Annotated in this window: 25 protein-coding genes and 1 pseudogene; 6 read left to right on the forward strand and 20 right to left on the reverse strand. The window is 35.0% G+C overall.

All coding sequences use genetic code 11. The features are described 5' to 3' along the window. Positions 1 to 6: 6 nt before the first annotated feature. The 5 genes from DN393_RS11300 to DN393_RS11320 all read right to left on the reverse strand — a co-directional run bounded on the left by DN393_RS11300 (position 7) and on the right by DN393_RS11320 (position 3,794). Positions 7 to 1,005, reverse strand: a complete 999-nt coding sequence (locus DN393_RS11300; protein WP_064476966.1) for a hypothetical protein — start codon at positions 1,003 to 1,005, stop codon at positions 7 to 9. 12 nt (positions 1,006 to 1,017) lie between these two features. Continuing rightward, positions 1,018 to 1,551, reverse strand: a complete 534-nt coding sequence (locus DN393_RS11305; protein WP_064476967.1) for an RNA polymerase sigma factor — start codon at positions 1,549 to 1,551, stop codon at positions 1,018 to 1,020. 127 nt (positions 1,552 to 1,678) lie between these two features. Further along, the gene (locus DN393_RS11310; protein ID WP_064476968.1) at positions 1,679 to 2,050 is read right to left on the reverse strand and encodes a VOC family protein; all 372 of its coding nucleotides are present in this window, start codon (positions 2,048 to 2,050) and stop codon (positions 1,679 to 1,681) included. A 51-nt stretch (positions 2,051 to 2,101) separates the two neighbouring features. Then, positions 2,102 to 2,908: an ABC transporter permease subunit gene (locus DN393_RS11315; protein ID WP_149173502.1), complete on the reverse strand. Its 807-nt coding sequence runs from the start codon at positions 2,906 to 2,908 to the stop codon at positions 2,102 to 2,104. Then, complete coding sequence (locus tag DN393_RS11320) at positions 2,901 to 3,794, reverse strand: ABC transporter ATP-binding protein (protein WP_149173503.1); 894 nt, start codon at positions 3,792 to 3,794, stop codon at positions 2,901 to 2,903. Before DN393_RS11320 ends, DN393_RS11315 begins: the two co-directional genes overlap by 8 nt. A 155-nt stretch (positions 3,795 to 3,949) precedes the next feature. Between DN393_RS11320 and DN393_RS11325 the strand changes: the two genes are divergently transcribed. Beyond that, a complete protein-coding gene (locus tag DN393_RS11325) occupies positions 3,950 to 4,552 on the forward strand; it encodes a TetR/AcrR family transcriptional regulator (protein ID WP_240368830.1) in 603 nt (200 codons plus the stop codon). A 95-nt stretch (positions 4,553 to 4,647) separates the two neighbouring features. Here DN393_RS11325 and DN393_RS11330 read toward each other — a convergent pair whose 3' ends face one another. Then, positions 4,648 to 5,616 carry a helix-turn-helix transcriptional regulator gene (locus DN393_RS11330; protein WP_064476972.1) on the reverse strand — a complete coding sequence of 323 codons (969 nt, stop codon included), beginning with the start codon at positions 5,614 to 5,616 and terminating at the stop codon, positions 4,648 to 4,650. 59 nt (positions 5,617 to 5,675) lie between these two features. Here DN393_RS11330 and DN393_RS11335 point away from each other — a divergent pair, with 59 nt between their 5' ends. After that, positions 5,676 to 6,119, forward strand: a complete 444-nt coding sequence (locus DN393_RS11335; RefSeq protein WP_064476973.1) for a VOC family protein — start codon at positions 5,676 to 5,678, stop codon at positions 6,117 to 6,119. 56 nt (positions 6,120 to 6,175) lie between these two features. Here the strand turns inward: DN393_RS11335 and DN393_RS11340 are convergent, their stop codons facing one another. From DN393_RS11340 to DN393_RS11375, 8 genes are all read right to left on the reverse strand, one after another. Beyond that, complete coding sequence (locus tag DN393_RS11340; RefSeq protein ID WP_064476974.1) at positions 6,176 to 7,207, reverse strand: oxidoreductase; 1,032 nt, start codon at positions 7,205 to 7,207, stop codon at positions 6,176 to 6,178. Between the two features lie 230 nt (positions 7,208 to 7,437). Next, positions 7,438 to 9,861, reverse strand: coding sequence for a DNA topoisomerase IV subunit A (gene parC / locus DN393_RS11345; RefSeq protein WP_149173504.1), 2,424 nt, complete (start codon positions 9,859 to 9,861; stop codon positions 7,438 to 7,440). A 1-nt stretch (position 9,862) separates the two neighbouring features. Continuing rightward, positions 9,863 to 11,827 (reverse strand): DNA topoisomerase IV subunit B, encoded by a 1,965-nt coding sequence (gene parE / locus DN393_RS11350; RefSeq protein ID WP_064476976.1) that lies wholly within the window; start codon positions 11,825 to 11,827, stop codon positions 9,863 to 9,865. 374 nt (positions 11,828 to 12,201) lie between these two features. After that, entirely contained in the window at positions 12,202 to 12,615 is a 414-nt protein-coding gene (locus DN393_RS11355) for a CoA-binding protein (RefSeq protein ID WP_000151395.1), read from the reverse strand. A 79-nt stretch (positions 12,616 to 12,694) separates the two neighbouring features. Further along, positions 12,695 to 13,936 (reverse strand): S1C family serine protease, encoded by a 1,242-nt coding sequence (locus DN393_RS11360; RefSeq protein WP_064476977.1) that lies wholly within the window; start codon positions 13,934 to 13,936, stop codon positions 12,695 to 12,697. Between the two features lie 203 nt (positions 13,937 to 14,139). Next, on the reverse strand, positions 14,140 to 14,817 hold the full coding sequence (locus DN393_RS11365) for a response regulator transcription factor (protein WP_001044675.1): 678 nt from the start codon (positions 14,815 to 14,817) through the stop codon (positions 14,140 to 14,142). 18 nt (positions 14,818 to 14,835) lie between these two features. Beyond that, positions 14,836 to 15,288: an anaerobic ribonucleoside-triphosphate reductase activating protein gene (gene nrdG / locus DN393_RS11370; protein WP_000867065.1), complete on the reverse strand. Its 453-nt coding sequence runs from the start codon at positions 15,286 to 15,288 to the stop codon at positions 14,836 to 14,838. Further along, a complete protein-coding gene (locus tag DN393_RS11375) occupies positions 15,285 to 17,141 on the reverse strand; it encodes an anaerobic ribonucleoside triphosphate reductase (RefSeq protein WP_064476978.1) in 1,857 nt (618 codons plus the stop codon). Before DN393_RS11375 ends, nrdG begins: the two co-directional genes overlap by 4 nt. A 225-nt stretch (positions 17,142 to 17,366) precedes the next feature. On the opposite strand from DN393_RS11375, the gene plsY reads away from it, so the two are divergent. Both plsY and DN393_RS11385 read left to right on the forward strand, forming a co-directional pair. After that, entirely contained in the window at positions 17,367 to 17,963 is a 597-nt protein-coding gene (gene plsY, locus DN393_RS11380; protein ID WP_000258967.1) for a glycerol-3-phosphate 1-O-acyltransferase PlsY, read from the forward strand. A gap of 108 nt (positions 17,964 to 18,071) precedes the next feature. After that, positions 18,072 to 18,362: a HesB/YadR/YfhF family protein gene (locus tag DN393_RS11385; protein ID WP_001054448.1), complete on the forward strand. Its 291-nt coding sequence runs from the start codon at positions 18,072 to 18,074 to the stop codon at positions 18,360 to 18,362. A gap of 26 nt (positions 18,363 to 18,388) precedes the next feature. On the opposite strand, the gene DN393_RS11390 is transcribed toward DN393_RS11385, so the two are convergent. Then, complete coding sequence (locus DN393_RS11390) at positions 18,389 to 18,808, reverse strand: acyl-CoA thioesterase (RefSeq protein ID WP_000495804.1); 420 nt, start codon at positions 18,806 to 18,808, stop codon at positions 18,389 to 18,391. 109 nt (positions 18,809 to 18,917) lie between these two features. Between DN393_RS11390 and DN393_RS11395 the strand changes: the two genes are divergently transcribed. Next, positions 18,918 to 20,210: a glycoside hydrolase family 18 protein gene (locus DN393_RS11395; RefSeq protein ID WP_064476979.1), complete on the forward strand. Its 1,293-nt coding sequence runs from the start codon at positions 18,918 to 18,920 to the stop codon at positions 20,208 to 20,210. 67 nt (positions 20,211 to 20,277) lie between these two features. Here the strand turns inward: DN393_RS11395 and sspN are convergent, their stop codons facing one another. From sspN to DN393_RS11415, 4 genes are all read right to left on the reverse strand, one after another. Continuing rightward, positions 20,278 to 20,412 carry an acid-soluble spore protein SspN gene (sspN, locus tag DN393_RS11400; RefSeq protein ID WP_000527987.1) on the reverse strand — a complete coding sequence of 45 codons (135 nt, stop codon included), beginning with the start codon at positions 20,410 to 20,412 and terminating at the stop codon, positions 20,278 to 20,280. Positions 20,413 to 20,455: 43 nt separating this feature from the next. Then, a complete protein-coding gene (locus DN393_RS11405) occupies positions 20,456 to 20,599 on the reverse strand; it encodes an FbpB family small basic protein (RefSeq protein WP_001254698.1) in 144 nt (47 codons plus the stop codon). A 141-nt stretch (positions 20,600 to 20,740) separates the two neighbouring features. Beyond that, entirely contained in the window at positions 20,741 to 21,688 is a 948-nt protein-coding gene (locus tag DN393_RS11410; protein WP_064476980.1) for a 3'-5' exonuclease, read from the reverse strand. Between the two features lie 115 nt (positions 21,689 to 21,803). After that, a complete protein-coding gene (locus DN393_RS11415) occupies positions 21,804 to 22,379 on the reverse strand; it encodes a TlpA family protein disulfide reductase (protein WP_000269060.1) in 576 nt (191 codons plus the stop codon). 252 nt (positions 22,380 to 22,631) lie between these two features. Between DN393_RS11415 and DN393_RS11420 the strand changes: the two genes are divergently transcribed. Further along, entirely contained in the window at positions 22,632 to 22,889 is a 258-nt protein-coding gene (locus tag DN393_RS11420; RefSeq protein WP_064476981.1) for a hypothetical protein, read from the forward strand. A 32-nt stretch (positions 22,890 to 22,921) separates the two neighbouring features. Here the strand turns inward: DN393_RS11420 and DN393_RS11425 are convergent. Beyond that, a pseudogene (locus DN393_RS11425) lies at positions 22,922 to 24,562 on the reverse strand (ABC transporter ATP-binding protein). Positions 24,563 to 24,643: the final 81 nt, after the last annotated feature.

The following is a 24,643-nucleotide window of genomic DNA, read 5'->3' on the forward strand; positions in this document are numbered from 1 at the left end:
CGTTTTCTATTCATCTAATATGTTTTTCAATTTTTTATAATTAACGCTATCCTTTTGAAATACATTCTCTTTCAACCCTTTGTTTATTTGTATCCATTCAGTCGTAATCGAATATTGAATCATACCTTCGTGGAAACTAAGGAACTTTAGCATAATCCCCGTATTTTTCTCTACAACCATTTCAAATTTCCCTCTTAAATCTTCAGATGTACTTACAGGCATTTCTATGTTTATTGTCCCTTCTATTTTGTAGCAATCCAGTCCCAGATACTTCGTTTCTTTATAATTCCAATCTTTATATCGAATTAATAGATCAGCAAATTCTGATTGAATACTATACTTAGAGAATCCCACATATTCATCATCATATCTTTTTTTCTCACCTGATTTTCTCAATAATCTTTCCGTAGGATTTAATTTTAATAGTTCATAGTTCCTTTCTTTCGGGCTCCATTTTGTCTCTTTATATGTATACTTCTCATCATCAAATTCTTTTTTCTTGCCCTCGTTATATATAATTGTTCGTTTGTTCGTTAGCTTATCTTCTTTCGAAGAGATACCTCTTTGTTGCTCCGTATCAATCGCATATTTGTATGTTGTAGCAATTCTTGACGAACTAGAATATTCCTCAAATTGTCCTGAAATATTTTTAAAATGATCAATGGAATCTAGCATCTTTTCATGAATCTTTTCTTTATCTGGATAATTTACATTCAATTTTATTTCTTCTTCATTTTCATAATCAGAAAACGCCTTTTTCTTTACATATTCAAATACTCCACCATTTTGAGCAAAAATTTGATCAGAAAACTCCGACATAGACACAATTGAAAGTGTTAGAACCGCAGCGCTTATAGCCATCATATAAACTCTATAACCTTTCTTTTTTACCGGAAGATTATGAAGTGTACTATTAATCTTTTCATTTAACTCTGGCGGTACTATAACATTCTCGTCTTTTATTCTCTTTTTTAATTTCTCATCAAATAATTTTTCATCATCCACCTTATACACCCCCTATTCCATCTTTAATCGTTTTTGCAGTTGTTCCCTCGCACGTGACAATCTCGATTTCACTGTTCCTTTTGGTATTTCTAAAAGCTTGGCAATACTCTCTTGATTCATATCTTCATAATAATAAAGCACCGTAACAGCTCTTAACTCTTCATGTAATGATTGAATCGCATTACATAAATCTATATCTTCATACTGATCATAAGCACTCATATTGTAATCATTTTCTTCTATTACCATTATCTTTTTGTATGATCTAATAATATTGTTACACTCATTTATCAAAATTCGAATTAACCAAGTTTGAAAAAACTCTTCTTTCTTTAATTTTTTTATATTTTCATATGCTTTTAAAATTGTTGCCTGTATCGCATCCTCTATATTTGTCTCATCACGTAACATTGCCTTTGCAATGCGATACATCTTCACTTTTTCTGTATGTATAAGCGCCATAAATGCTTCATGATCACCTTTTTTCGCTAAAGAAACATCAGTTTCTTCTTTTATAATCATTTTATATAAAGGGATTACTTTCACAATTGCTCCTCCTGTTTCATCCTCACTTCAAATTTAACTTTACATGTATTAGACGGATGAGCCTAGAAAAAGGTTCATTTTTTTGAATATTTCCATAAAAAAAGGTAAACATTTTTCATGTTTACCTTTACTCAGATGTAATTCTAAGGAAATATCCATCTGGATCCACAACTTTAAATCCCCTCATCTCCCATGGATAAGTTTGAATTTCTTCTTGTATTGTGCATCTCTTCTCTTTACAAAGTTCATATACTTCTTCAATTCGATTGACAACAATAATTAGTTCAAAGCCATTCCCCTTTATTTCTTTTCGATTGTAAAAATAGTGATTTTCATTCAATGTTAAATTACTAGCTAGTAATAGAGAAAACTGGTCGTGATTAAAACGTGCTGCATGCATACTTCTTTTATACAACTTTAAACCAATTACTTCTTCATAGAACAATAATGACTTTTCGATATCATTTACATATGGCTTCACCCGGAACAAATGATTCATTCGTTTCCTCCTCATCAAAAAAAAGCCCACTTTCTCAGTGGACTTCCTACTTTACAACGGTAAATCCCTCTTTCTAAACACTACAATTGCTACTATGAAAATACAAAGTGCTCCAGCAGTTAAACCTAAACTTACTGGCCATATATTATACGTTCCCTCAGCAATTTCTTTCGGACGAAATAGCGTAAATAATGATATATTTCTCATCCACTCTAACTTATCACTTAATTTACCTACCATATCCGTTACGAAAAATAAAATAGTTAAACTTGCTGAGTAGCTAAGTGCTTTTCTTTCGTCATTACATATACAAGAAAAGAAAAATGAATAAGCACTAACAACTAAAAATATTAGCCCTCCGACTACGTTTATCTTTAGAAATAATTCTTTATTTAAGTTATTATCTTCTAAAAACCATTCTGCACCTACTATACCCGCTACATACGTAACAGTTACTATGATTAGTAGTCCTAATATGAGAATAGACGCTTGTGTAATAGCAATTTGCACTCTAGATACAGGTGTTGCGAGCAAGTATGCCATCGCCCCTTTATCTACATGACGAGCAATTAAATGCGTTGCAACTGTTACACAAAAAATTGTTAATATGATAATAAACAATAGACTATAATATTCGCCAGCTAAAAAATCCATTACGTTTTGAATCGGACTTTCCATTCCAACAATTTTTTTCACACTATCAGGCATAGCACTTATTAATTCATTTAACCCTTTCGCTGATACCATTGAAGGGAAGATCCAAATTAATAACCATAAATATAGAGCTGCACCAGTTGCATAACTCAAAATACTTTTTTGTGTTTCTTTCAAACTAGCTAAAAACAATTGCTTATTCATGCTTTACCCCTTCTTCCTTATCGTAATAATGCATAAATAAATGTTCTAAATCCATTGCTCTCGTTTGAAGTGCCGTTACATTATAGTTTGAAAGTATTTGTAAAACAGCTTGATAGTTTCCTTTTACAATAATCGATGCTTCTCTTCCTTTCACTGCTTCAAATTGCAAATTACATTGTGTAAGAGAGTCAATCTCTTCTTGAGATGATACGGTTACATCGATTACCTGTCGTCTCATACTTTGTAAATCATGAATATTTTCAACCGTTACAAGGCGACCATCTTTAATAATCGCTACTCGATCACACGTACGCTCAATTTCAGTGAAAATATGCGATGACATAAGGATTGTTTTTCCTCTTTGCTTTTCCTCTACTATTAAATCTATAAATACTTGCTGCATAAGTGGATCAAGTCCTGATGTCGGTTCATCTAAAATTAACACTTCCGGATCATGCATAAAAGCAGCAACAATTCCTACTTTTTGCTTCATTCCTTTAGACATTTTTCGAATCGGTGTTTTCACATCAAATTGTAGACGTTCTATTAATTCATCTCGTCTTTTCGTATCCTTTAACCCACGCATTCCTTGCATTAACTTTAAAAACTCTAATCCGTTCATTCCTTCAATAAAAGAAATTTCTCCTGGTAAATAACCAACTTCTCTTTGAATTTTCGCTGCTTCATCCCAGCAATCTAATCCAAAAATTGTCGCTTTACCAGCTGTCGGTTTTATAAATCCCATTAAATTACGAATTGTTGTGGATTTCCCAGCACCATTTGGTCCTAAGTAACCAAATACTTCCCCTTCTTTTACATCAAATGTAATATGAAACAAACCTTTTCCATTTGAAAACTGTTTTGTGACATTTTGAACTGAAATCATAATTCCACCTCATTTTTTGAAATATTTAATATGTGATATTTCAAAAATATTGTACTCCTCATCTTTCATATTCGCAACAACTTTTTGAAATATTTATATGTCCATATTTCAAAAATATTGTTTTCCATTATTTTTTCTTGTATATTTTAATTGAGGTGATTGCATTGAACGGCTTTGAAAAAGTGAAAGAAAAGAAAAAACGTGCTATTAAAGAAGCTGCTTTCGTATTATTTTCAGAACGTGGATTTAATGAAGTGAAAATAGAGCACATTGCAAAAGAAGCAAACGTTTCTCAAGTTACCATTTATAATCATTTCGGAAGTAAAGAAGCATTATTTAGAGAGCTTATACAAGAATATATCATATCTGAATTTCAATATTATAAAGATCTTGCAGCGGAAAAATTACCTTTTCATGATATGATGCAAAAAATGATTGTAAGAAAAATGAATACTGGTGGGTTATTTCAGCCAGATATGTTACTACAAATGATGCAAAGAGATGAAGAGCTCCGCAAGTTTATTTATAGTTATCAAAACGAAAAAATCCTGCCTTGGTATTTAGAAATATTAGAACAAGCACAGCAAAAAAATGAAATTAACCCTCACCTTACTAAAGAAATGATGTTGCTATACATTCAAATGTTCACTAAATTAGGTGATGATTTCGGAGCACAGCTTCTTGAAGGAAATCGCGAAAAACATATACAAGATATCGTTACGATGTTCTTTTATGGACTGTCCGTCCCAAAAAAATAATGTTTCTAAAGAACAACTAACATCACAAAAAAAAGCCCTTTGGATATTTAAATCTCAAGGGCTTCTTGGTGTTAAAAAAATTATTAATACTAACTTTATCTTAAAGAAGTTAAATGCTGCTTTATAGATAATACCTTATTATAAATTAACTCTTTTAGCATAACTGGCTGAATTGAGATAATCGTTTCTCCGAAATTCAGAAAATAGTTCGAGATAAAATCAACTTCTTGTTTGTTAAAATAGCCTGTTATACTATAATTTTCATTTTCTTTTTGTATCCTCATGGAAGGATAATTCTCTTTATCGAAAATGTCTTTTCCTTTTTGATTAACAATGACAATAAAATCAGTTGCATCAGGATTTCTGTGAAAAGTAGTAAGATAACTTAATAATTCTTCAAGACTTTTTGGATTCATATTGCTTGTTTCCTCAATAGAAAGAATTTTATCGCATCTAATTATTTGAACATGATTTGCCTCAAAGTTAAAGATTTTAGCATACCACTGGCCAAATTTAGATTCGATTCGAATAAATTGGGCGACCAATACTTTCTCCGCGTCTTTTTTTAAATATGTTAACTGGTAAACTCGCTCAGCAAAAATCCCCTGTAAAATTTCTTTTAAGAGCGGACTAAAATTACTATGATTTGTTACTTCAAAAGAAAGGGTTCGTTCCATAATTGAAATATTTTTACTCACATTATCAGGTAATACATGTTTAAATTTATTTTCAAGCGCAATACTTTCTATATTAAATGGTTTTGTCTTGTATCCATTTAATGTAAGAATCGAAAAATATAACGCATACATTTCATCCACACTAAAATAAATTGGCGATAACACACTATTTTCTATAATTTTATAGCTTCCATTTCTACCTAGCTCAGAATATATTGGCACACCTATTTCTTCCAATGATTGAATATCTCGCAACGCGGTACTTTTAGAAATATCATATCTAGCCATTAAATCTTTTAAATTAAAATATCTTTTATTATTTAAGAAAATAAGCATATCATTTATTCGTTCCGTTTTTTTCATATTTCCCTCCCAAAAAGGTGTCATGTATTGAAACCTTTTTAGTCTATATTATAATTATTAACTAATAAAGGAGTTATACATTTATGACATTAGAAATAGCTATTTTTCTTTCAATGAATGGGCAAGCAAAGGAGGCAATTAATTTTTACACACGTAATTTTGAAGCCAAGAATTTAATGATTGTGACGTATGAAGAACTGGCCAAAAGAGATAGTTCTTTTAAAATTACAAGTGAAAATAAAGATCATATTGCTCACTCTGTTTTACAAATTGGGAATACAAAGCTAATGATAGCAGAAGATACAATGAAGCCTAATGAACGTTATAACGTTGGAAATAACATGTCACTTTGCATTCAAAGCGCTAATTTAGAAGAAATACAAAGGTTTTATAATAATTTAATTTCTGATAAGCATGTGAAGATAATCTCTCCGCTAGAAAAAAATATATTTAGTGAAGCATATGGTATTATTGAAGATCCTTACGGCATACAAATCCAGTTAATGTATGACAAACGATTAAACTAAATAATTATCCATATTCACATATTCCTAATAAAAAAGACACGAAATTCGTGTCTTTTTTACTTTACAGTGATGACTCTACCGGTTTCACTACTTTCAATCGCTAATTGAATAAGTTGAATAACTTCTAAGCCTGCTTGTGCTGTTACAGGTGGTTTCTCACCATTTACTATACTATCTCTTACACCTTTATAATACATGTCATAACAGCCAACTTCTGTTGAAATACGCTCTAGATTTTCTTCCGTATGTAAAGTAGCAAAATTCTCTTCAGCATCTACTCCATAACCGTTATCGCCTGGCTTCATTCCATTTTTTAATTGTTCTTCCTGTGAATCCATACCGTATTTCACGATAGAACCTTTATCTCCATGTAATGTAAAGTGTGGACCTGCTTGCTTTACGTAACTGCTACTATGTAAAGTGACACGTTTAACACCGTAGTGAAGTATAACATGGAAGTAATCATCAATCTCTGCGCCTGGTCGTTGTTTGATTACATCTGCACTTATCGCATCTGGTTTCCCAAATAATGATAATGCTTGGTCAATTAAATGCGATCCTAAATCATATAGTATACCTGATCCTGGTAAATTCTTTTCTCTCCAGCGATCACGTACATTCGGGCGAAAACGATCGAAATGCGCTTCATATGCGTATAGATTCCCTATTCTGTTTTCTTCTAACAATTTCTTTATCGTTAAGAAATCATTATCAAAACGGCGATTATGATATACGCTTAACACCACATTATGCTGTTTTGCTAATGAAATTAGTTCTTCGCCTTCTTCAATTGAAACAACGAATGGCTTCTCCACAACTACATGCTTACCATGTAAAATTGCTTCTTTTACATATGGAAAATGAGTTGTATTCGGTGAAGTAATGACCACTAAGTCAATATCAGCACGATTTACTAATTCCTCAATTGTGCCAACAACTTCAGCATTTGGTAATGCTTGTTTCACGAGTTCTTCTTTTGATGATAAAATAGCACGAATATCATATTCTTCTATCGTTTGTAATAATGGAATGTGAAATGTTGTACTAGAAAATCCAAATCCTACAATCCCTACACCTATTTTTTTCATGTTGCCCCTCCATTTATCACGCTTTAACGGACAGTAAGACCTCTACCTCAAAATTCAGCGAAAGTAAAGAAGTTAGTTGAGGAATCAACTGCTCGTAAAAGTCCGATTGATTAAAGTTTCACTTTATGAGAACGATTTCATTCAGTTATTATAACAAGATTATTATTATTTACATAATAATTTGCCTAGAAAAAAGCATCTTACCATTATTCATAGCAAGATGCTTTTCTTTACTCCGGTCGTTTTTTCGTCCACGTTTCAATAACTTCACCTGTATCGTTAACATCTAGCACTAAACTACCGTTACTATACCGGTCTTTATTTCGATACGCTTTCGGATCAATTTCTTCTACGATGTGTTTCTCTGTCTTCATGTAAACTAGTTCATCGTCTCTAACAATTTCAATACCGACAATACGGTATGGATTACGTTTTAACTCTTTGAAAATAACAAGACCTCGCTTCGCCCTCGTTGATTTCTCAATTTCTGATGCTTTTAGACGTTTTACAGCACCTCGCTGCGTTACGAGAATAAGTTGATCTTTGTCACCATTTAACGGTTTACCAGAAGCGACATAATCATCTTCTTTTAAGTTAATTGCTTTCACACCAGCGGCCCTTACACCGACTGGACTTACTTCATCTTCATGGAAAATAAGTGCATATGCACCATAGGTTGCAAGAACAATATCACTCGTTCCATCTGTTGCAAATATATCTACAACATAATCATCTTTTTTCAAATTCACAGCGACGAACGCTCTTGAATAACGCTGAACTTTATATTGGTTTAATTCTGTTTTCTTAATCATACCATTTCGTGTAACAAATACGATAAATCGTTTTTCTTCTTCAAAATTCGGTACGACGGTCGCCCAAATAATCATTTCATCCCGCTCGAGTGAAACGAGATTCGCAACGTGTTGACCTAAATCTTTCCAACGAATTTCTGGCATTTCATATACTGGCAGATATATATAGTTTCCTTTACTCGTAAATAAGAGGACTGTCTCTGTCGTATTCGTATCGAATCGCTCCAGTAAGATGTCACCCTCTTTCATACCGAAGTCTTTCCCGTTCGATGCATTATGTGAACGCCAACCTGTTCGTTTCACATATCCTTCTTTCGTTACAGTAACGATGACATCTTCCTGCGGAATCATAACTTCCACATCGATTTTAATTTCCTCAATTTGTTCTTCAATAATAGCACGGCGATCATCACTATATGTTTTCTTTACTCTCTTCAAATCTGTTTTAATAACTTGAAGAAGTCTTTTTTCACTTTGTAAAATTGACTGTAACTCTATAATCTTCTTATTAAGCTCGTCTGCTTCTTGTTCTAGCGCCGTAATATCTGTATTCGTTAAACGATATAGTTGCAGCGAAACAATTGCTTCCGATTGCGCTTCTGTAAATCCAAATTTCGTACTTAAATTATCTTTTGCATTACGTTTATCTTTAGAAGCACGGATTGTTTCAATCACTTCATCTAAAATCGATAATGCTTTCTTTAAACCTTCTACAATATGTTGACGATTTTCCGCTTTTCGTAATTCATATTGCGAGCGTCTCGTAACAACTTCTTTCTGATGCCCAATATATGCATCCAAAATCTTAGGTAATGTCATAAGTGTCGGACGACGATTATTTATCGCTACCATATTAAAGTTATATGGAATTTGTAAATCTGTATTCTTATATAAATAATTTAAAATACCTTCAGCATTTACTTCCTTTTTTAACTCTACAACGATGCGAAGACCTGTACGATCTGTCTCATCACGTACTTCAGCAATTCCATCTAGTTTTTTATCTAGACGTAATTCATCCATTTTTTTAACAAGGTTCGCTTTATTTACTTCATACGGAATTTCTGTAATAACGATTTGTTGCTTACCACCGCGGATCGTTTCAACTTCTGCTTTTCCGCGAATAATAATTTTACCTTTTCCTGTTTCATACGCTTTTTTGATACCATCAATCCCTTGAATAATACCACCTGTCGGGAAATCTGGTCCTTTCATAACTATTAATAAATCATCAACAGTACTATTCGGCTTATCAATACGCATCATCGTTGCATCAATTACTTCCCCAAGGTGATGCGGAGGAATTTCTGTTGCATAACCAGCTGAAATTCCTGTCGATCCGTTCACTAGTAAGTTCGGGAACATCGCTGGAAGTACAACAGGTTCTTCACTCGTATCATCGAAGTTTGACACAAATTCTACTGTTTCTTTATCGAGATCACGCAATAACTCAGATGCGATTGGTGATAATCGTGCTTCCGTATAACGCATTGCCGCTGCTGGATCGCCATCAACACTACCATTATTACCATGCATTTCAACTAAAACATTACGTACTTTCCAAGTTTGACTTAAACGTACCATCGCCTCATATACAGAGGAATCACCGTGTGGATGGTAGTTACCGATAACATTACCGACTGTCTTAGCTGATTTACGAAACGCTTTATCATGTACATTTCCTTCTACATACATAGAATATAAAATACGTCTCTGTACAGGTTTTAAACCGTCACGCGCATCTGGAAGCGCGCGATCTTGAATAATATATTTACTATAACGTGCAAAGCGGTCACCTAACACGTCTTCAAGCGGGAGGTCATGAAACTTCTCTGCCTGCATGTTATTCCACCTCCGTCTCCATAATCATTTCATTTTCTAAAATATTTCCTTCTTCTTGCATACCAAATTGTACATTTCGTTCGATCCATTTACGGCGAGGTTCTACTTTATCACCCATCAATGTCGTAACTCGGCGCTCCGCTCTTGATGCATCGTCAATTTTCACACGAATCAATGTACGTGTTTCAGGATTCATAGTTGTTTCCCATAATTGATCGGCATTCATTTCGCCAAGTCCTTTATAGCGCTGCAGCATGTAGCCTTTACCGACTTTTTTTGTTACACCCTCTAATTCTTCATCAGACCATGCATACTCAATCACTTCACTCTTACCTTTTCCTTTACTTACTTTGTATAAAGGAGGAAGTGCAATAAATACTTTGCCAGCTTCGATAAGTGGTTTCATATATCTGTAGAAGAACGTTAGTAACAATACTTGAATGTGCGCACCATCTGTATCAGCATCGGTCATAATTACAACTTTATCGTAGTTAATATCTTCAACAGCGAATTCATTCCCTACACCACCGCCAATAGCGTAAATGATTGTATTAATCTCTTCATTTTTAAAGATATCAGCAAGTTTTGCTTTTTCCGTATTGATTACTTTACCACGTAACGGTAATACCGCTTGGAAACGTCGATCTCGACCTTGTTTCGCGGAACCGCCGGCAGAGTCACCCTCTACTAGGTACAGTTCATTTTTTTGCGGGTTACGTGATTGTGCTGGTGTTAACTTACCACTTAATGTACCTTCTGATTTCTTTTTCTTTTTACCAGTACGTGCTTCTTCTCTCGCTTTACGAGCAGCTTCACGTGCCTGCGCTGCTTTAACTGCCTTTCTCACAAGAAGTGTAGCAACATCCGGGTTTTCTTCTAAAAAGTAAGCTAAATGCTCAGATACAATTGCATCAATTGAAGAACGAGCTTCACTTGTACCAAGTTTCCCTTTCGTTTGCCCTTCAAACTGAAGTACTTCTTCTGGTACACGTACAGAAACGATAGCCGCTACACCTTCACGAATATCTGTACCTTCTAAGTTTTTATCTTTTTCTTTTAATAACGATACTTTACGAGCATACTCATTGAACACACGCGTCATTGCTGTTTTAAATCCAGCTTCGTGTGTCCCCCCATCTTTTGTACGTACGTTATTTACAAACGAAAGAATGTTTTCTGAATAGCCATCGTTAAACTGGAATGCTAACTCTGCTTCAATTCCGTTTTGTTCACCAGTGAAGTATACAACCGGATGAATCGAATCTTTCTCTTCGTTTAAGTATGAAACGAAAGCTTCAATTCCTGTTTCATAATGAAAGACATCCTCTAAATCATTACGTTCATCTTTTATCGAGATTTTCATTCCTTTTAATAAGAATGCAGATTCACGTAATCTCTCACATAATGTTTCATAATTGTAATTTGTTGTACTGAAAATCGTTGTATCTGGTTTAAAATGTATTGTCGTACCAGACTCTTTCGTCTTCCCGATCTTCTCCAGTGTCGTTGCAGGAATACCACCATTTTCAAAGCGTTGTTCATAAATATTTCCGTCACGTTTAATCGTTACTACTAACCATTCTGACAAGGCATTTACAACTGATGCCCCAACACCGTGTAAACCACCACTCGTTTTGTAACCACCTTGACCAAACTTACCACCGGCATGAAGTACAGTTAAAATGACTTCAGGTGTAGGTTTCCCAAGTTTATGCATTCCCGTAGGCATCCCTCGCCCTTTATCTATAACGCTAATACTATTATCTTTATGTATTACGACAGAAATTTCGTCGCCAAATCCCGCTAACGCTTCATCAACGGAGTTATCTACTATTTCATATACTAAATGATGCAATCCACGGCTATCCGTACTCCCGATATACATACCCGGGCGTTTTCGAACGGCTTCAAGTCCTTCTAGCACTTGAATTGCATCTTCATTATATTGGAACTGATGCTTCGCCAAACTCCTTGCCCCTTTCCTAATCAAATCAGAACATATGTTTCTATTATAGAATAACGCCTCGACTATAGTTTTGGCAAGTTATCTTATCTCTTTTATATACCATTTTCAATAGAAAAATCCTTGTTTTTTCACAAGGATTCCTCTAGGCTACTATTTCAGAAAAATAATCGTTTGTCAACGAGAAATGGATATGTATGCCAAGATTATACATTCCAAACCTTTATCATGATCCAAATGATCAATATCCAAAATGGGATAACAAGTAACAATCCCCAAAAACAGCCTTTAAAAAATCTCATGATGAACACCTCGTTCATCGGCCCTACTTATTTATAACGAGGGCTGAATCAATCTTTCTCTCTTTAAAACCTATACTATTTTGTCATCGCATGTTCTACTTTAATGCAACGATCCATTATTACAGTATAGCCTGTTTCTTGCAAAAGTTTATATGTATCTTCATCTTGTACTCCTAATTGTGCCCAAAAAACATCTGCATCAATCTCTACAAACTCTTTCGCAACATCCATTAAAAATTCTGAACGGCGGAATACATTTACAATGTCCACATGTTCCTTAATATCCTTTAGTGAAGAAACTGCTTTTTCTCCAAGCACCTCATTTACTGTTGGGTTTACTGGAATAATGCGATACCCAGCATCTTGCATTGCTTTTGAAACCATATACGATGTACGTTCTGGCTTATCCGATAATCCAACAACTGCAATCGTTTTGCTTTTCTTTAATACTTCACCAATTTCCGTACGAGTTGGGTTTTCAATTGTCATAATTTATCCCTCCTATTCCTTTAGTATAGCCGATAAAGAAAGTCTCTTTCAATATGAAAGAGACTTTCTTTTATTTCAATTATTGATTCTTTGTAGCTGAATTATCTGCTAAAGTAGCTGTTTTCGTCATTTTTTGACCGTTACGATAGAATGTAACTTCTACTTTCTCGCCTACTTTTTTCTTTTCATATAAATATTTACGGAATTGAAGTGAATTTTCTACTTTTTGATCATCTAATGATACTACAATATCATATTGCTCTAAACCAGCTTTTTCTGCAGGTGATATTGGGTAAATTTTACCTAATACAACGCCGTTTGTTACTTCTTTCGGTACTTTCAATTGATTTACTGCATAAGCTTGCACATCTTCTAATGAAACGACACCTACTCCAAGAGCTGGACGTTTCACCACTCCGTCTTTTTCAAGTGATTCAATGACTGGCTTTGCAATATTAATTGGAATAGCAAATCCAATTCCTTCAACTTCTTGTTGTGCAATTTTACTTGAATTAATCCCAATTATTTCACCATTTTGGTTAAACAACGCACCACCACTATTACCTGGGTTAATTGCTGCATCTGTTTGAATAACTTGAGCATTCCAATCTGCACGCTTATCGCCATCAATATCTACTGGAATTTCACGTTCTTTGCTACTAATAATACCTTCCGTTACACTTCCATCAAACCCTAGTGGGTTACCAATTGCAATCGCTTTTTCACCCGCACGAAGTTTACTTGAATCACCTAAAGTGGCAACTTTATTTACATTAGATCCTTCAATTTCTACAACCGCTAAATCTAACCAAGGGTCTTTCCCTACAAGTTTTGCATCTACCTTTTTACCATCACTTAGTTTTACAGCAAGTTTATTCGCTCCATCTACTACATGATTGTTCGTTACAATATACGCTTTATTTCCTGCTTTTTTATAAATAACACCTGATCCTGAGCCAGCTTGTTGTTCTTGGCCTGTCGGTTGCATTGCAAATGGATCAACACTTTGTTGCATATTAATCACACCTACAACAACATCTTTCGCGCCTTCAATCATACCAGGTAAATCAGTTTCATTTTTTGCTTTATTGACCACAGGAACTACAGTACCTTCAACTTTTGAATCCGAACTGAATGATGATACAACCGCTCCATTATTTTGAGCCCATGGCATATATGGTGCCGCAAAACTAATTGTGACAGCCCCGACTACTGCTCCAACTAAACCTGTGAAAAAATATCCTTTTTTACTACCTGTTTTTTTCATTTCTCTCGTTTCACTATGCTCTTCATTCAAATTCGGTCCGTCGTAATATCCCATGTTTTATTTCCCCTCTCTGGTGAATTCGTACTTTCAGTATAGTCACAGTTTGTGTCCTTCTTGTGAACTCATCGTGAAATCCAATTAAAAAAATACGCCTATCTATCATTGTAGACAAGAAAAGTATTTTTTGTACATTCCACCTACAAAAGAGAGTATAAATTTGCTATACCCTAAAGCCAAAGCGCATAGTAAATTAAAGGTTATTCTTCAAATTTATAACCAACTCGAATAACAGTACCGATATGCTTCGCTTTATCTCCTAGCTTATTTCGTAGTTTTTTAATATGAGTATCAACCGTTCGGTCATCACCGTAGTAATCATATCCCCATAACTGATCTAATAAATGTTGACGTGACAACACAATTCCTTTGTTCTCCATTAAATAAACAAGAAGTTCAAATTCCTTATGTGTCAATATAATTTCTTCTCCATCGACTAAAACGGTTCTAGATAGACGATTCACTTCTATTCCAGCTAAAGACATAGCATTTTCTTCCGCTACTCCTACCACACCATCCGCACGTTTCAATAACGTCTTCGCACGAGCTACTAACACTTTCGGGCTGAAAGGTTTCGTTACATACTCATCTGCACCTAATTCGAACCCTAGTAATGTATCATCCTCATCCGAACGTGCTGTCAACATAATGATTGGTACTGCTGATTCTTTTCTAATTCGTCTACAAACAGACCATCCATCTATTTCTGGTAACATTATATCTAACATAATTAAATCAATTTCATGCTCTGCAAATAATTCTAACGCTATTTTTCCGTCTTCTGCTTCGATTACTTCAAAGCCTTCATTACGAAAATAATCACTAACGATTTCACGTAATCTTCTTTCATCTTCAACAAGTAATACTGTTTTATTCATATCATCTATCCCGCCTTTTTACTCTTTCAATCGAATAATACGTTGATTGGAGCTTCCGCGAAATGGAAGTGTTAAATCTTTTTTCTCGATTTCAAATCTTCCATCGACTAAAACATCCCCATAATGTAACAACTCTATCATATCATTATTTTGAGAACTCTGTATCTCTTCTAACGTATAACCTGTATACATCCAAAGATTTTTTTTCAAGTCTTTCACAGCTTTTGCTACTTTTTTCACTTCAGCTGCTTGAAAAAATGGATCTCCACCTGAAAATGTTACATCAGTTAATGTATTACTTGCAATCTCTTTCACAATTTCTTCTACTGTCATTTCAGTTCCATTACAAATATTCCACGATTTCGGATTATGGCAACCGAAACAACGATGCGGACAGCCCGCAAAAAACACGACTGTCCGCAATCCTTCCCCATCTACTACACTATCATGAATGATGTTCATCACTTTCATTTATGCTTCACCCGATCCATCTCTTCACTACGTTTCGCACTATTCCACTTCGACATATCTCCTACAAGATAACCTGTTATACGGCGAATTCTTTCTATATTAGCCTCGTCTCCATTTCCGCAGCTGGGGCATTCATTACCAATAACTCCGTGATAACTGCAGCATTTACAACGATCAACAGGATGATTAATTGAACCGTATCCAACGCCATGATCTGCCATCGCTCGTACAATTTGTTTTAATGCCTGTTTGTTATGCATAGCTGCTCCGTCTAGCTCAATATACGTAATATGTCCCCCGTTACATAGAGCATGGAAAGGTCCTTCTAAACGAATTTTATTTATCGCTTGAATGCTATAGTAAACTGGAATATGGAATGAATTCGTATAATAATTATGGTTCGTTATACCGCTAATCACACCAAATTCTTCTCTATCTTTTTTCACAAACTTCCCTGATAACCCTTCTGCAGGAGTTGCAATTACTGAGAAATTCAGTTCCTGTTCTTCCGTCGCTCTATCCATTCTAGCTCTCATAAAGGAAATGATTTCATACCCGAGTTTCCATGATTCTTCATCTTCTCCATGATGCTTTCCTGTTAAAGCTACTAAGCACTCCGCAAGACCGATAAAACCAAGACTTAACGTCCCTTGCTTTAAAATGGATGCTACAGAATCTTCAGGCTGTAACTTCTCTCCACCGCGCCATACACCTTGTGAATATAAAAATCGAAAATCTCTTGCTCGCTTCGTACATTGATACTCAAATCTCTCTAATAATTGCTTAATTCCTAAATCTAAGTAATAATTTAACGCTTCAAAAAATGCTTCTTTTGAACCACTAATTAACGCTAATTTCACTAAGTTAATAGACGTAAATGATAAATTGCCTCTTCCAATCGCTGTTTCTTCTCCATGTATGTTAGACATAACACGGGTACGACATCCCATATAACATACTTCACTTTCCGGTCGTCCGTCATAATGCACTGCATTAAATGGCGCATCTAAAAATGAAAAGTTAGGGAATAATCGTTCAGCCGTTGTCTCTAACGCTAATTCAAATAAATCATAGTTCGGATCACATTCTTCAAAGTTCACACCTTTTTTCATTTTAAAAATTTGAATCGGAAAAATTGGTGTTTCTCCTTTACCAAGACCAGCTTGTGTCGCTTTTAAAAGTTGTCTAACTAATAACCGTCCCTCTTTTGATGTGTCTGTTCCATAATTAATAGAAATAAACGGTACTTGTCCCCCGCCCCTACTGTGCATACTATTTGAATTATGAACGAAAGCTTCACACGCCTGATACGTATCATTTTCTGTTTCTTTCCATGCAAATTCTTCTATTTGTTCTTTCGTAAGCGGATATGACTCTAATCGTTTCTTATGTCTCGCTACTGTTTTTCTCACATATGGAGCTAAATCAATATCAAAGAGTGCAAATGATTGACCACCGTGCTGCATATTTTGATTCGCCTGAAAAATAATAGACGAAAGAGCCAATGCACTTTTAATGTCTTGCGGTTGTCTCATATGCCCATGTCCGGTATGAAAACCGTTCGCAAGCATTTGCGCTAACGGAATTTGCGAACAAGTCGTCGTTCCTGTCGCATAAAAATCTAAGTCATGTGGATATAATATATTTTGATCTATCGCTTTTTTCACTTGATCTGACAATAAATTTTCAACTGCATAATATTTCGCACTCTCTGATGCGAACGTTCCCATTACTCCCATCGGAGAGCGACCATCTACATTTGCATTTTCTTGCATTAAATCTTGCTCACTACCGTGGACAATCGTCTCAAACACTCTCATTAATTCTTCTCCACGTACATTTCGTTGTAACATTTATAACCCTCCACCAATATGTTGTTGTCTTTTGATTAAAATGTTACTACATATAGTCTTGGTGTTTCTGTGAGAAATGTAACATTCCTGTGAAATTTTTTTCACGAAATAATGAATTTTTCATTTACAAAAAAGAAATGTGCTCTTTACAAATGTATGGTACAATATACGGGAAAAACTCTTTTTACCCTTTATCAACACATTTGAATAAAGGAGACTGAACTTATGGTTACTACATATCTTTTATTTATCGTTGCCTACTTACTTGGCTCGATTCCATTCGCACTAGTCGTTGGAAAAATCGGCTACGGGATCGATATTCGTGAGCATGGAAGCGGTAATCTAGGCGGAACAAATACATTCCGCACACTAGGGAAAAAAGCAGGTTTTATCGTTACAATTGCTGACATTTTAAAAGGTACATTAGCAACAAGTCTACCGATTATTTTCGGATTAGATGTTCACCCACTATGGTTCGGATTAGCAGCTGTTCTTGGACATGTGTATCCGATTTTCGCGAAATTCCGTGGTGGTAAAGCTGTTGCAACTTCTGCTGGCGTGCTATTATGCTACTCTCCAGTTGTTTTTGCAATATTAGCTGTTGTCTTTTTCAGCCTTTTATTTACAACAAGATACGTATCACTTTCTTCTATGGTAACAGCCGTCGTTGCTGTTATTGCATCCATTGTTAGCGGGGATAAAATCTTCATTATTGCGATGTGTTTATTAGCAGGTATGGTTATTTATAAACACCGTGCAAATATCGGACGAATTATAAATAAAACTGAACCGAAAGCAAACTTTTCAAAAAAGCAAAAATAAGATCGTAACCCACATAACGCAAAAAGAAAACGTGAAGCATATTAATAGCGTCTTTTTGCGTTATTTTTTATACTAAAGAAAAAGCAACATAATTTGGAGGAACTATACATGAATCTTTCCGTAACAAAAGAAGCAGCACAATGGTATAAAAACGAATTAAACTTACAATCGGGTGAAACACTACGCCTTTTCGTACAATACGGCGGTTGCAGTACTGTGCAAAAAGGACTTTCTTTAGGTATTCGTAAAGACGATCCTGCACATCCTGCTGTTCAAACACAAGAAGAAGGTATTAACTTCTTTATTGAAGGCGACGATGAGTGGTTCTTCGATGGACATAATTTAGCTGTTACATTTAACGACGGTGATGATTTCCCGCAATTTAATTATGAAAAATAAAAAAGCGTGGCTTCTGCCACGCTTTTTTATTTTTTCTTAATTTCCTCATATTTCGCATACCACTCTGGATATAACTTTTTAAATGATACGGGCCTGAACCCTTCTTTTTTCGCGCAAATATTCGTCGTACTTGCAGTAATACAAAGTTCACCTTCACCGTTATATATTTCATAACCATATACAACGCGAAGCGGACTAACAGTATCAATCCACGTTTTCACAATTGCTTTTTCTCCGTAACGCATCGCTTTACGATATGAAATTTGCAAATCTAATACAGGAGAAATAATTCCCTCTTTCTCCATTTCAACATATGAAAATCCTAAATCTTGTATAAGTTTCGTGCGACCTAGTTCAAGCCACACCAAATAGTTTGAATGGTAAACAACACCCATTTGATCTGTTTCCGCATAACGGATTTCAACTTCATGTTCTGCTACAAACATATGTATTCGCCTTCTTTCACTTCTGCTACCTTGCATACATTTAATCATAATACAGTGACATCAAAAATAAAATAAAAACAGTGAATCTTTTACTGAAAGGAGCAAGCATATGATTCAAATTGTAACTGTTCGTAGCGGTGATAGCGTATATAGCTTGGCATCAAAGTATGGATCAACACCTGACGAAATAGTAAAGGACAATGGACTAAATCCAGCTGAAACACTCGTTGTAGGTCAGGCACTCATCATTAATACGAAAGGGAATAATTATTATGTACAGCCTGGCGATAGCCTATATCGAATCTCTCAAACATATAACGTACCTCTCGCTAGTTTAGCTAAGGTTAATAACTTATCTTTAAAATCCATTCTCCATGTTGGACAGCAATTATATATACCAAAAGGGACAAAACGCGCAGTAGAATCCATCGCTTATTTACAACCTTCAACAATACCAATAAAAGAAAGTTTGGTTAATGCTACGCGTGCCATTAATCCATTTTTAACATATTTGGCCTACTTCAGTTTCGAGGCAAAAAGAGATGGTACGTTAAAAGAACCAACTGAAACAGCTAAAATCGCTACTATTGCAACGCAAGGTAATACCATCCCTATGCTCGTTATTACAAATATTGAAAATGGAAATTTCAGTGCCGATCTGACATCGGTTATTTTACGCGATGCAACGATTCAAAACAAATTTATTACTAACATTTTGCAAACAGCTGAAAAATATGGCATGCGAGACATTCATTTTGATTTCGAGAGTGTGGCACCTGAAGATCGTGAAGCGTATAATCGTTTTTTACGAACTGTAAAAACACGCTTACCTAGCGGGTACACATTGAGTACAACGCTTGTACCGAAAACAAGTTCAAATCAAAAGGGCAAATTTTTCGAAGCTCACGATTATAAGGCACAAGGACAAATTGTTGATTTCGTCGTCATTATGACATACGACTGGGGTTGGCAAGGTGGGCCACCGATGGCTATTTCTCCTATCGGCCCTGTAAAAGAAGTACTTCAATACGCAAAATCTCAAATGCCTCCACAAAAAATTATGATGGGGCAAAACTTATACGGATTCGATTGGAAACTTCCGTTCAAACAAGGTAACCCGCCTGCAAAAGCAATTAGCTCTGTCGCAGCTGTTGCACTAGCTCGTAAATACAATGTTCCTATCCGTTATGATTTCACAGCTCAAGCTCCTCATTTTAATTACTTTGACGAAAACGGCGTACAACACGAAGTTTGGTTTGAAGATTCACGGTCTGTTCAAAGCAAATTCAATTTAATGAAAGAACAAGGTATAGGCGGTATTAGTTACTGGAAGATTGGCTTACCATTCCCGCAAAATTGGCGTTTACTCGTTGAAAATTTTACGATTACGAAAAAGGGCTGACTTATGTCAGCCCTTTTTGACTATTAAAAGTCCGTCACAAAAAGAAGAATGACAACATTCTTCCTTTTTAACCGTTATCAACAATCGGTTGTTTGCCTGTTTGGTCTTGCATTTGCTTTCCCTTATTGCCACCAGCTTTTTTTGATTGTGTTCCAATATGATTCGGTGCAAAGTCTTTTGAATTCTTTTTCGGATTACCCATTACTATCGCCTCCTTAACACTAGTATCGTACTAGTGTTAAGAATTATTCAGCTTGCTTAAAAAGTTGCATTTCATAACGTTTTTCAATACGCTCTTCAATGCGATCGATTGCATCACGATCACTTAATAATTGTTGTTTATTTTCTTTCACAAGTTCGTCAAATGATTTACGGCGACTTCTTCTCATGCTGTTCACCCTCTCTCCTTCGCATTCTTACTATACATAGTATGAGCAAATGAAAAACTCTTTAATCAGATTTGCAAGAAAATTTTATGTTTTAGTACTCCTAAAAAAACTCCGTGTACAACTTCTTGTACACGGAGTTTTTTATACCATTATATTTAAATATTCTTTTAGCTTTTCATCTGCATTCATTTCACTTTGTTTATAATCACTTAGCGCTTGTAGTACGAAATCATACTGTCCTAAAATATAACTTTCTAATTTCAGGACATCCTCTAAGCTATTAAGCATAATTCTCGTATTACCAACTTCACTTTTTAACGCCGGTTCACAATTTAAACTCGTACATATTTCTTTCACATCATCTTCTAATATCTCTGTTAATACGTATTTCTTTCGCCCTTTTACTTTTATTCTCATAACTGGATAAAAAGCTTTTATATCTAAATAACTTCCTACATTCATGCAACGAACCCATTCGATATCACGTTTATTGCGTACAAGTATCTTTTTTACTGCCTCATATACTGCTGTTTCATCAAGTACTTCCGTATTCGATTTTCTTTTTTCTCCTTCTTCAATAGATGAACATTTTTGATAAACAGCTGCACAAGTAATACAATCATCAAACGCATTATGAGAACTTAAACGAATTCCAAGCATTCGCTTTAACGTTTCAAGTTTATGATTAGGCGCGTGCTTCATATATTTCTTTGCTAAAAAAACAGTATCAATCACTTTATTTTTAGGTTCAGGCAGCCCAAGCATATTTACATTACTTTTTAAAAAACGCATATCAAAAGATGCATTATGAGCGACAATAACATTTGTATGTAAAAATGCTAAAAATAAAGGTAATACTTCTTCAATCGTCGGTGCATCTGAAACACGATAATTTGTAATACCTGTTAAACTCGTTATTCGGTCCGGAATTGAACGCTCTGGATTCACATAGGAAACAAATTGATCTACTAGTTCATGATTACGATATTTCACTGCTGCAACTTGAATAATTTTATCATTATAAGGGTTAAATCCTGTTGTTTCAAAATCAATTACAACATAATCTAACGGTAAGGATATATTCCCCACTCCAAACACTCCTTTACCTCTAAACGTTTATATTTCTTTTATCATAACATGCTGCTATCACTACGTGAAAAAGAAAAGGCAGAAATGGTAACTTTCCACCTCTACCTTTTCACCGTTATTTTAATTTAGCAATCCGTTTCTCCATCTCTTTTTGCGTCATCGGTCCAATGAACTTATCTTGAATGACACCTTTCGTATCTATAAAATACGAAGTTGGGATCGTAATTACTTTATACGCTGTTGTCACATCAATGTTCTTGTCCAATAAAATCGGAAAAGTAATTCCTTTTTCCTTAGCAAAATTGCTTACCTTTTCTACTCCCCCGCCCTTTTCTGAAGGCGTATAATTTATTGCTAAAATTTCTACATTTTCTTTATGTTCTTTATAGAAAGCCTCCATATCCGGCATTTCTTGCTGGCAAGGTCCACACCACGTTGCCCAAAAGTTTAAAATCACTTTCTTTCCTTTTAAATCCGATAACTTTACATTCGTTCCATCTAACTTCGTTAATTCAAAGTTTGGCGCACTCTTCCCTATTTCGATACCATTACTTGCAATCATCTCTTTCATAGCAGCTTCACTTTTTTCTTGCTCCCCTTGTACCGCCTGATCTTTTTTACCAAATTGTTCATAAGCTGCATATCCCGCTAAACAAAGTAACACTACAATAATCGTAAGCTTCCGCCACATTTTATATCACCCTAACGTATTTATCTTCTTATTAACCTAATTACCCAAATACTATATACCTTATTTTAGCTTATACGGACGAGCTTGGAAATATTCACAGTCGAAATAATTAGAATGTTCTTATTTTAAGTGAAATTTTTTCCTTTTTATCATATAATTAGAAAAACAAATGAAGTGTTGCTTATCTTCTTATGGACCCATTCACCTTTTTACTCTCGTAGTTATAAACCTACAACAAAAGGGGGATTTTTTATGAATTCATTCGAAAAAACAACATTATATATTCTTAGTTTTCTTTTATACCCAGTCGGTATTATTACATGGATCATTTCACTCTTTAGTAAAGACCTTGAAAAAAAGAAAGTAGGGCGTATTTGTCTCTACGTCTCTCTAGTCTCATTCGTCCTTTTCTTAATTCTTGGAATTGCCACTTTCCTTACGACCACTACCTTTAACGTTGATCTGAATCATTCAGAATCTATCGAGTATCAAATAAATGATGCTGAATAAAGATAAGAGCAGTACTCTTATCTTTATTCACATCACTTGCAAAACGAATGACTATTTATTAATTTTTTAGGACTTCCACATGCAACAATACGTCCTTCTTTCATTATGACAACACGATCTGCTAGTATCGCTTTCTCTACATCATGTGTTGCCACAATTCTCGTGACCTCTCTTCCTAATCCTTCTATCATATTCCAAATAGTTTCTTGGTTGCTCGGATCTAATCCCGCAGTTGGTTCATCTAAAATAATAAGATTCGGATTTGAAACAATGGCACGTAATAATGCAAGACGTTTTCTTTCCCCTCCCGAAAACTCTTCACCGCTTTTATGTAGTACAGTTTGAACCCCTTCCGATAAACCTCTAATTATCGGCTTCACATTTACAAGCTCAATATTTTTTTCTAACTGGTTTTCTAAACACTTTTCCTCGAAATACATATTCTCTTTTACTGTCGTCCGAAAGAAACGAGGTTCTTGCCACACTGTAGTCATACGAGCCTCATCACCATAATAAACAATGTTACCATTAGATGGTTTATACAACCCTGTCATTAATTTTAAAAGCGTTGTTTTTCCTGCGCCACTTTCTCCTACAATAATAACGAATTCACCTGGATTAATTTGCAAATCAATATTATGAATTCTGCATTTCTCTTCATCATTCTCCTGAAATGAAACATTTGTTACTGTCATCCCCATCCCTCTTTCTACCTTACTATCTGCCACTCGTTTATCTAAAAAGGAAAAAATTCTATTTGCCGAAGCGACTGCAACTTGTGTCATCATTAATAAATCGCCAACGTAACGGACTGGAAAAAAGAGCATTTCAATTGTGGCTAACACTGCAACAAGTGAACCAACTTCCATTTCTCCCTTCATTATTTTCTGCGCGCCCATAATGAGAACAACGATATATGCTCCTGTTTCAATCACTGTTCCAACTACTCCAATGCAGTGTTGCATCATCGTCTTCTTTACTTCCGATTTATAAGACTGTGCCGTTACTCCTTTAAATAATCGAATGGCCCATTTTTCTTTTTGTAAACTCCGTAAATCTTGTGCTCCTTTTACAAACTGTGACACCATCACTACAACACTTGATTGATTTTTTTGAGCAATGCTTGCAATATTTCTTACCTTTTTCCCCATCAACATTGGAACCGTTGCACTTAAAAATAAAAACGGAGTTACCCACAATATGAACTTTATATCTATATGTTTTAGTGCTATAAACGCACCTATAAATTGCGCAATGGCGTGTATATATTCTATTAATATAGAACCATATAATCTGACCCAGTTTGGAATATCAGACACAACTAACGTCTCTAACTCTCCTCCCTTAATCTGCTCACTCTCTTCAAACGGTAATACGAGAAAATGACGCATTACATCTATACGCTTCCTTCGCAATATTCGTTGACTTGCTTTGGAGCTTATATAATCAAATGAAAGATTGTTCACCCACATCAACAAGCGGCTAGCTGCAAACAAAGTAATGTAAAGATACACTCCCTTTAGCTCTCATTGAATAAGGTTATCTACAATTAGCCCCATGAATAGTGGACGGGATAAATTTAAAATAGCTGCAAAAATCCCACTACATATAGCAGCTATTACTAATAATTTTTCTTTCTGTAACGGTAACAATATTCTTTTATATTCTTTCATGATGTTCCCTCCATTTTTATAGTAAAAAGAAAGGGATGAAACCAATTGGTTTCATCCCTTTCCATAAAATAAGGAAGCTAA

Origin of the sequence: Bacillus sp. BPN334, assembly GCF_008368885.1 — a bacterium.
In the GTDB taxonomy this organism is placed as follows: domain Bacteria; phylum Bacillota; class Bacilli; order Bacillales; family Bacillaceae_G; genus Bacillus_A; species Bacillus_A wiedmannii.

Coding starts and splice junctions, on each gene's coding strand:
- DN393_RS11365 (WP_001044675.1), bottom strand. CDS start 14,817: ATGAATAAAACAGTATTACTTGTTGAAGATGAAAGAAGATTACGTGAA.
- plsY (WP_000258967.1), top strand. CDS start 17,367: ATGGTTACTACATATCTTTTATTTATCGTTGCCTACTTACTTGGCTCG.
- DN393_RS11355 (WP_000151395.1), bottom strand. CDS start 12,615: ATGACAATTGAAAACCCAACTCGTACGGAAATTGGTGAAGTATTAAAG.
- DN393_RS11310 (WP_064476968.1), bottom strand. CDS start 2,050: ATGAATCATTTGTTCCGGGTGAAGCCATATGTAAATGATATCGAAAAG.
- DN393_RS11320 (WP_149173503.1), bottom strand. CDS start 3,794: ATGATTTCAGTTCAAAATGTCACAAAACAGTTTTCAAATGGAAAAGGT.
- DN393_RS11375 (WP_064476978.1), bottom strand. CDS start 17,141: ATGTTACAACGAAATGTACGTGGAGAAGAATTAATGAGAGTGTTTGAG.
- DN393_RS11315 (WP_149173502.1), bottom strand. CDS start 2,908: ATGAATAAGCAATTGTTTTTAGCTAGTTTGAAAGAAACACAAAAAAGT.
- DN393_RS11420 (WP_064476981.1), top strand. CDS start 22,632: ATGAATTCATTCGAAAAAACAACATTATATATTCTTAGTTTTCTTTTA.
- nrdG (WP_000867065.1), bottom strand. CDS start 15,288: ATGAAAGTGATGAACATCATTCATGATAGTGTAGTAGATGGGGAAGGA.
- DN393_RS11340 (WP_064476974.1), bottom strand. CDS start 7,207: ATGAAAAAAATAGGTGTAGGGATTGTAGGATTTGGATTTTCTAGTACA.
- DN393_RS11360 (WP_064476977.1), bottom strand. CDS start 13,936: ATGGGATATTACGACGGACCGAATTTGAATGAAGAGCATAGTGAAACG.
- sspN (WP_000527987.1), bottom strand. CDS start 20,412: ATGGGTAATCCGAAAAAGAATTCAAAAGACTTTGCACCGAATCATATT.
- DN393_RS11330 (WP_064476972.1), bottom strand. CDS start 5,616: ATGACACCTTTTTGGGAGGGAAATATGAAAAAAACGGAACGAATAAAT.
- DN393_RS11390 (WP_000495804.1), bottom strand. CDS start 18,808: ATGTTTGTAGCAGAACATGAAGTTGAAATCCGTTATGCGGAAACAGAT.
- DN393_RS11395 (WP_064476979.1), top strand. CDS start 18,918: ATGATTCAAATTGTAACTGTTCGTAGCGGTGATAGCGTATATAGCTTG.
- DN393_RS11385 (WP_001054448.1), top strand. CDS start 18,072: ATGAATCTTTCCGTAACAAAAGAAGCAGCACAATGGTATAAAAACGAA.
- DN393_RS11415 (WP_000269060.1), bottom strand. CDS start 22,379: ATGTGGCGGAAGCTTACGATTATTGTAGTGTTACTTTGTTTAGCGGGA.
- parC (WP_149173504.1), bottom strand. CDS start 9,861: ATGCAGGCAGAGAAGTTTCATGACCTCCCGCTTGAAGACGTGTTAGGT.
- DN393_RS11405 (WP_001254698.1), bottom strand. CDS start 20,599: ATGAGAAGAAGTCGCCGTAAATCATTTGACGAACTTGTGAAAGAAAAT.
- DN393_RS11335 (WP_064476973.1), top strand. CDS start 5,676: ATGACATTAGAAATAGCTATTTTTCTTTCAATGAATGGGCAAGCAAAG.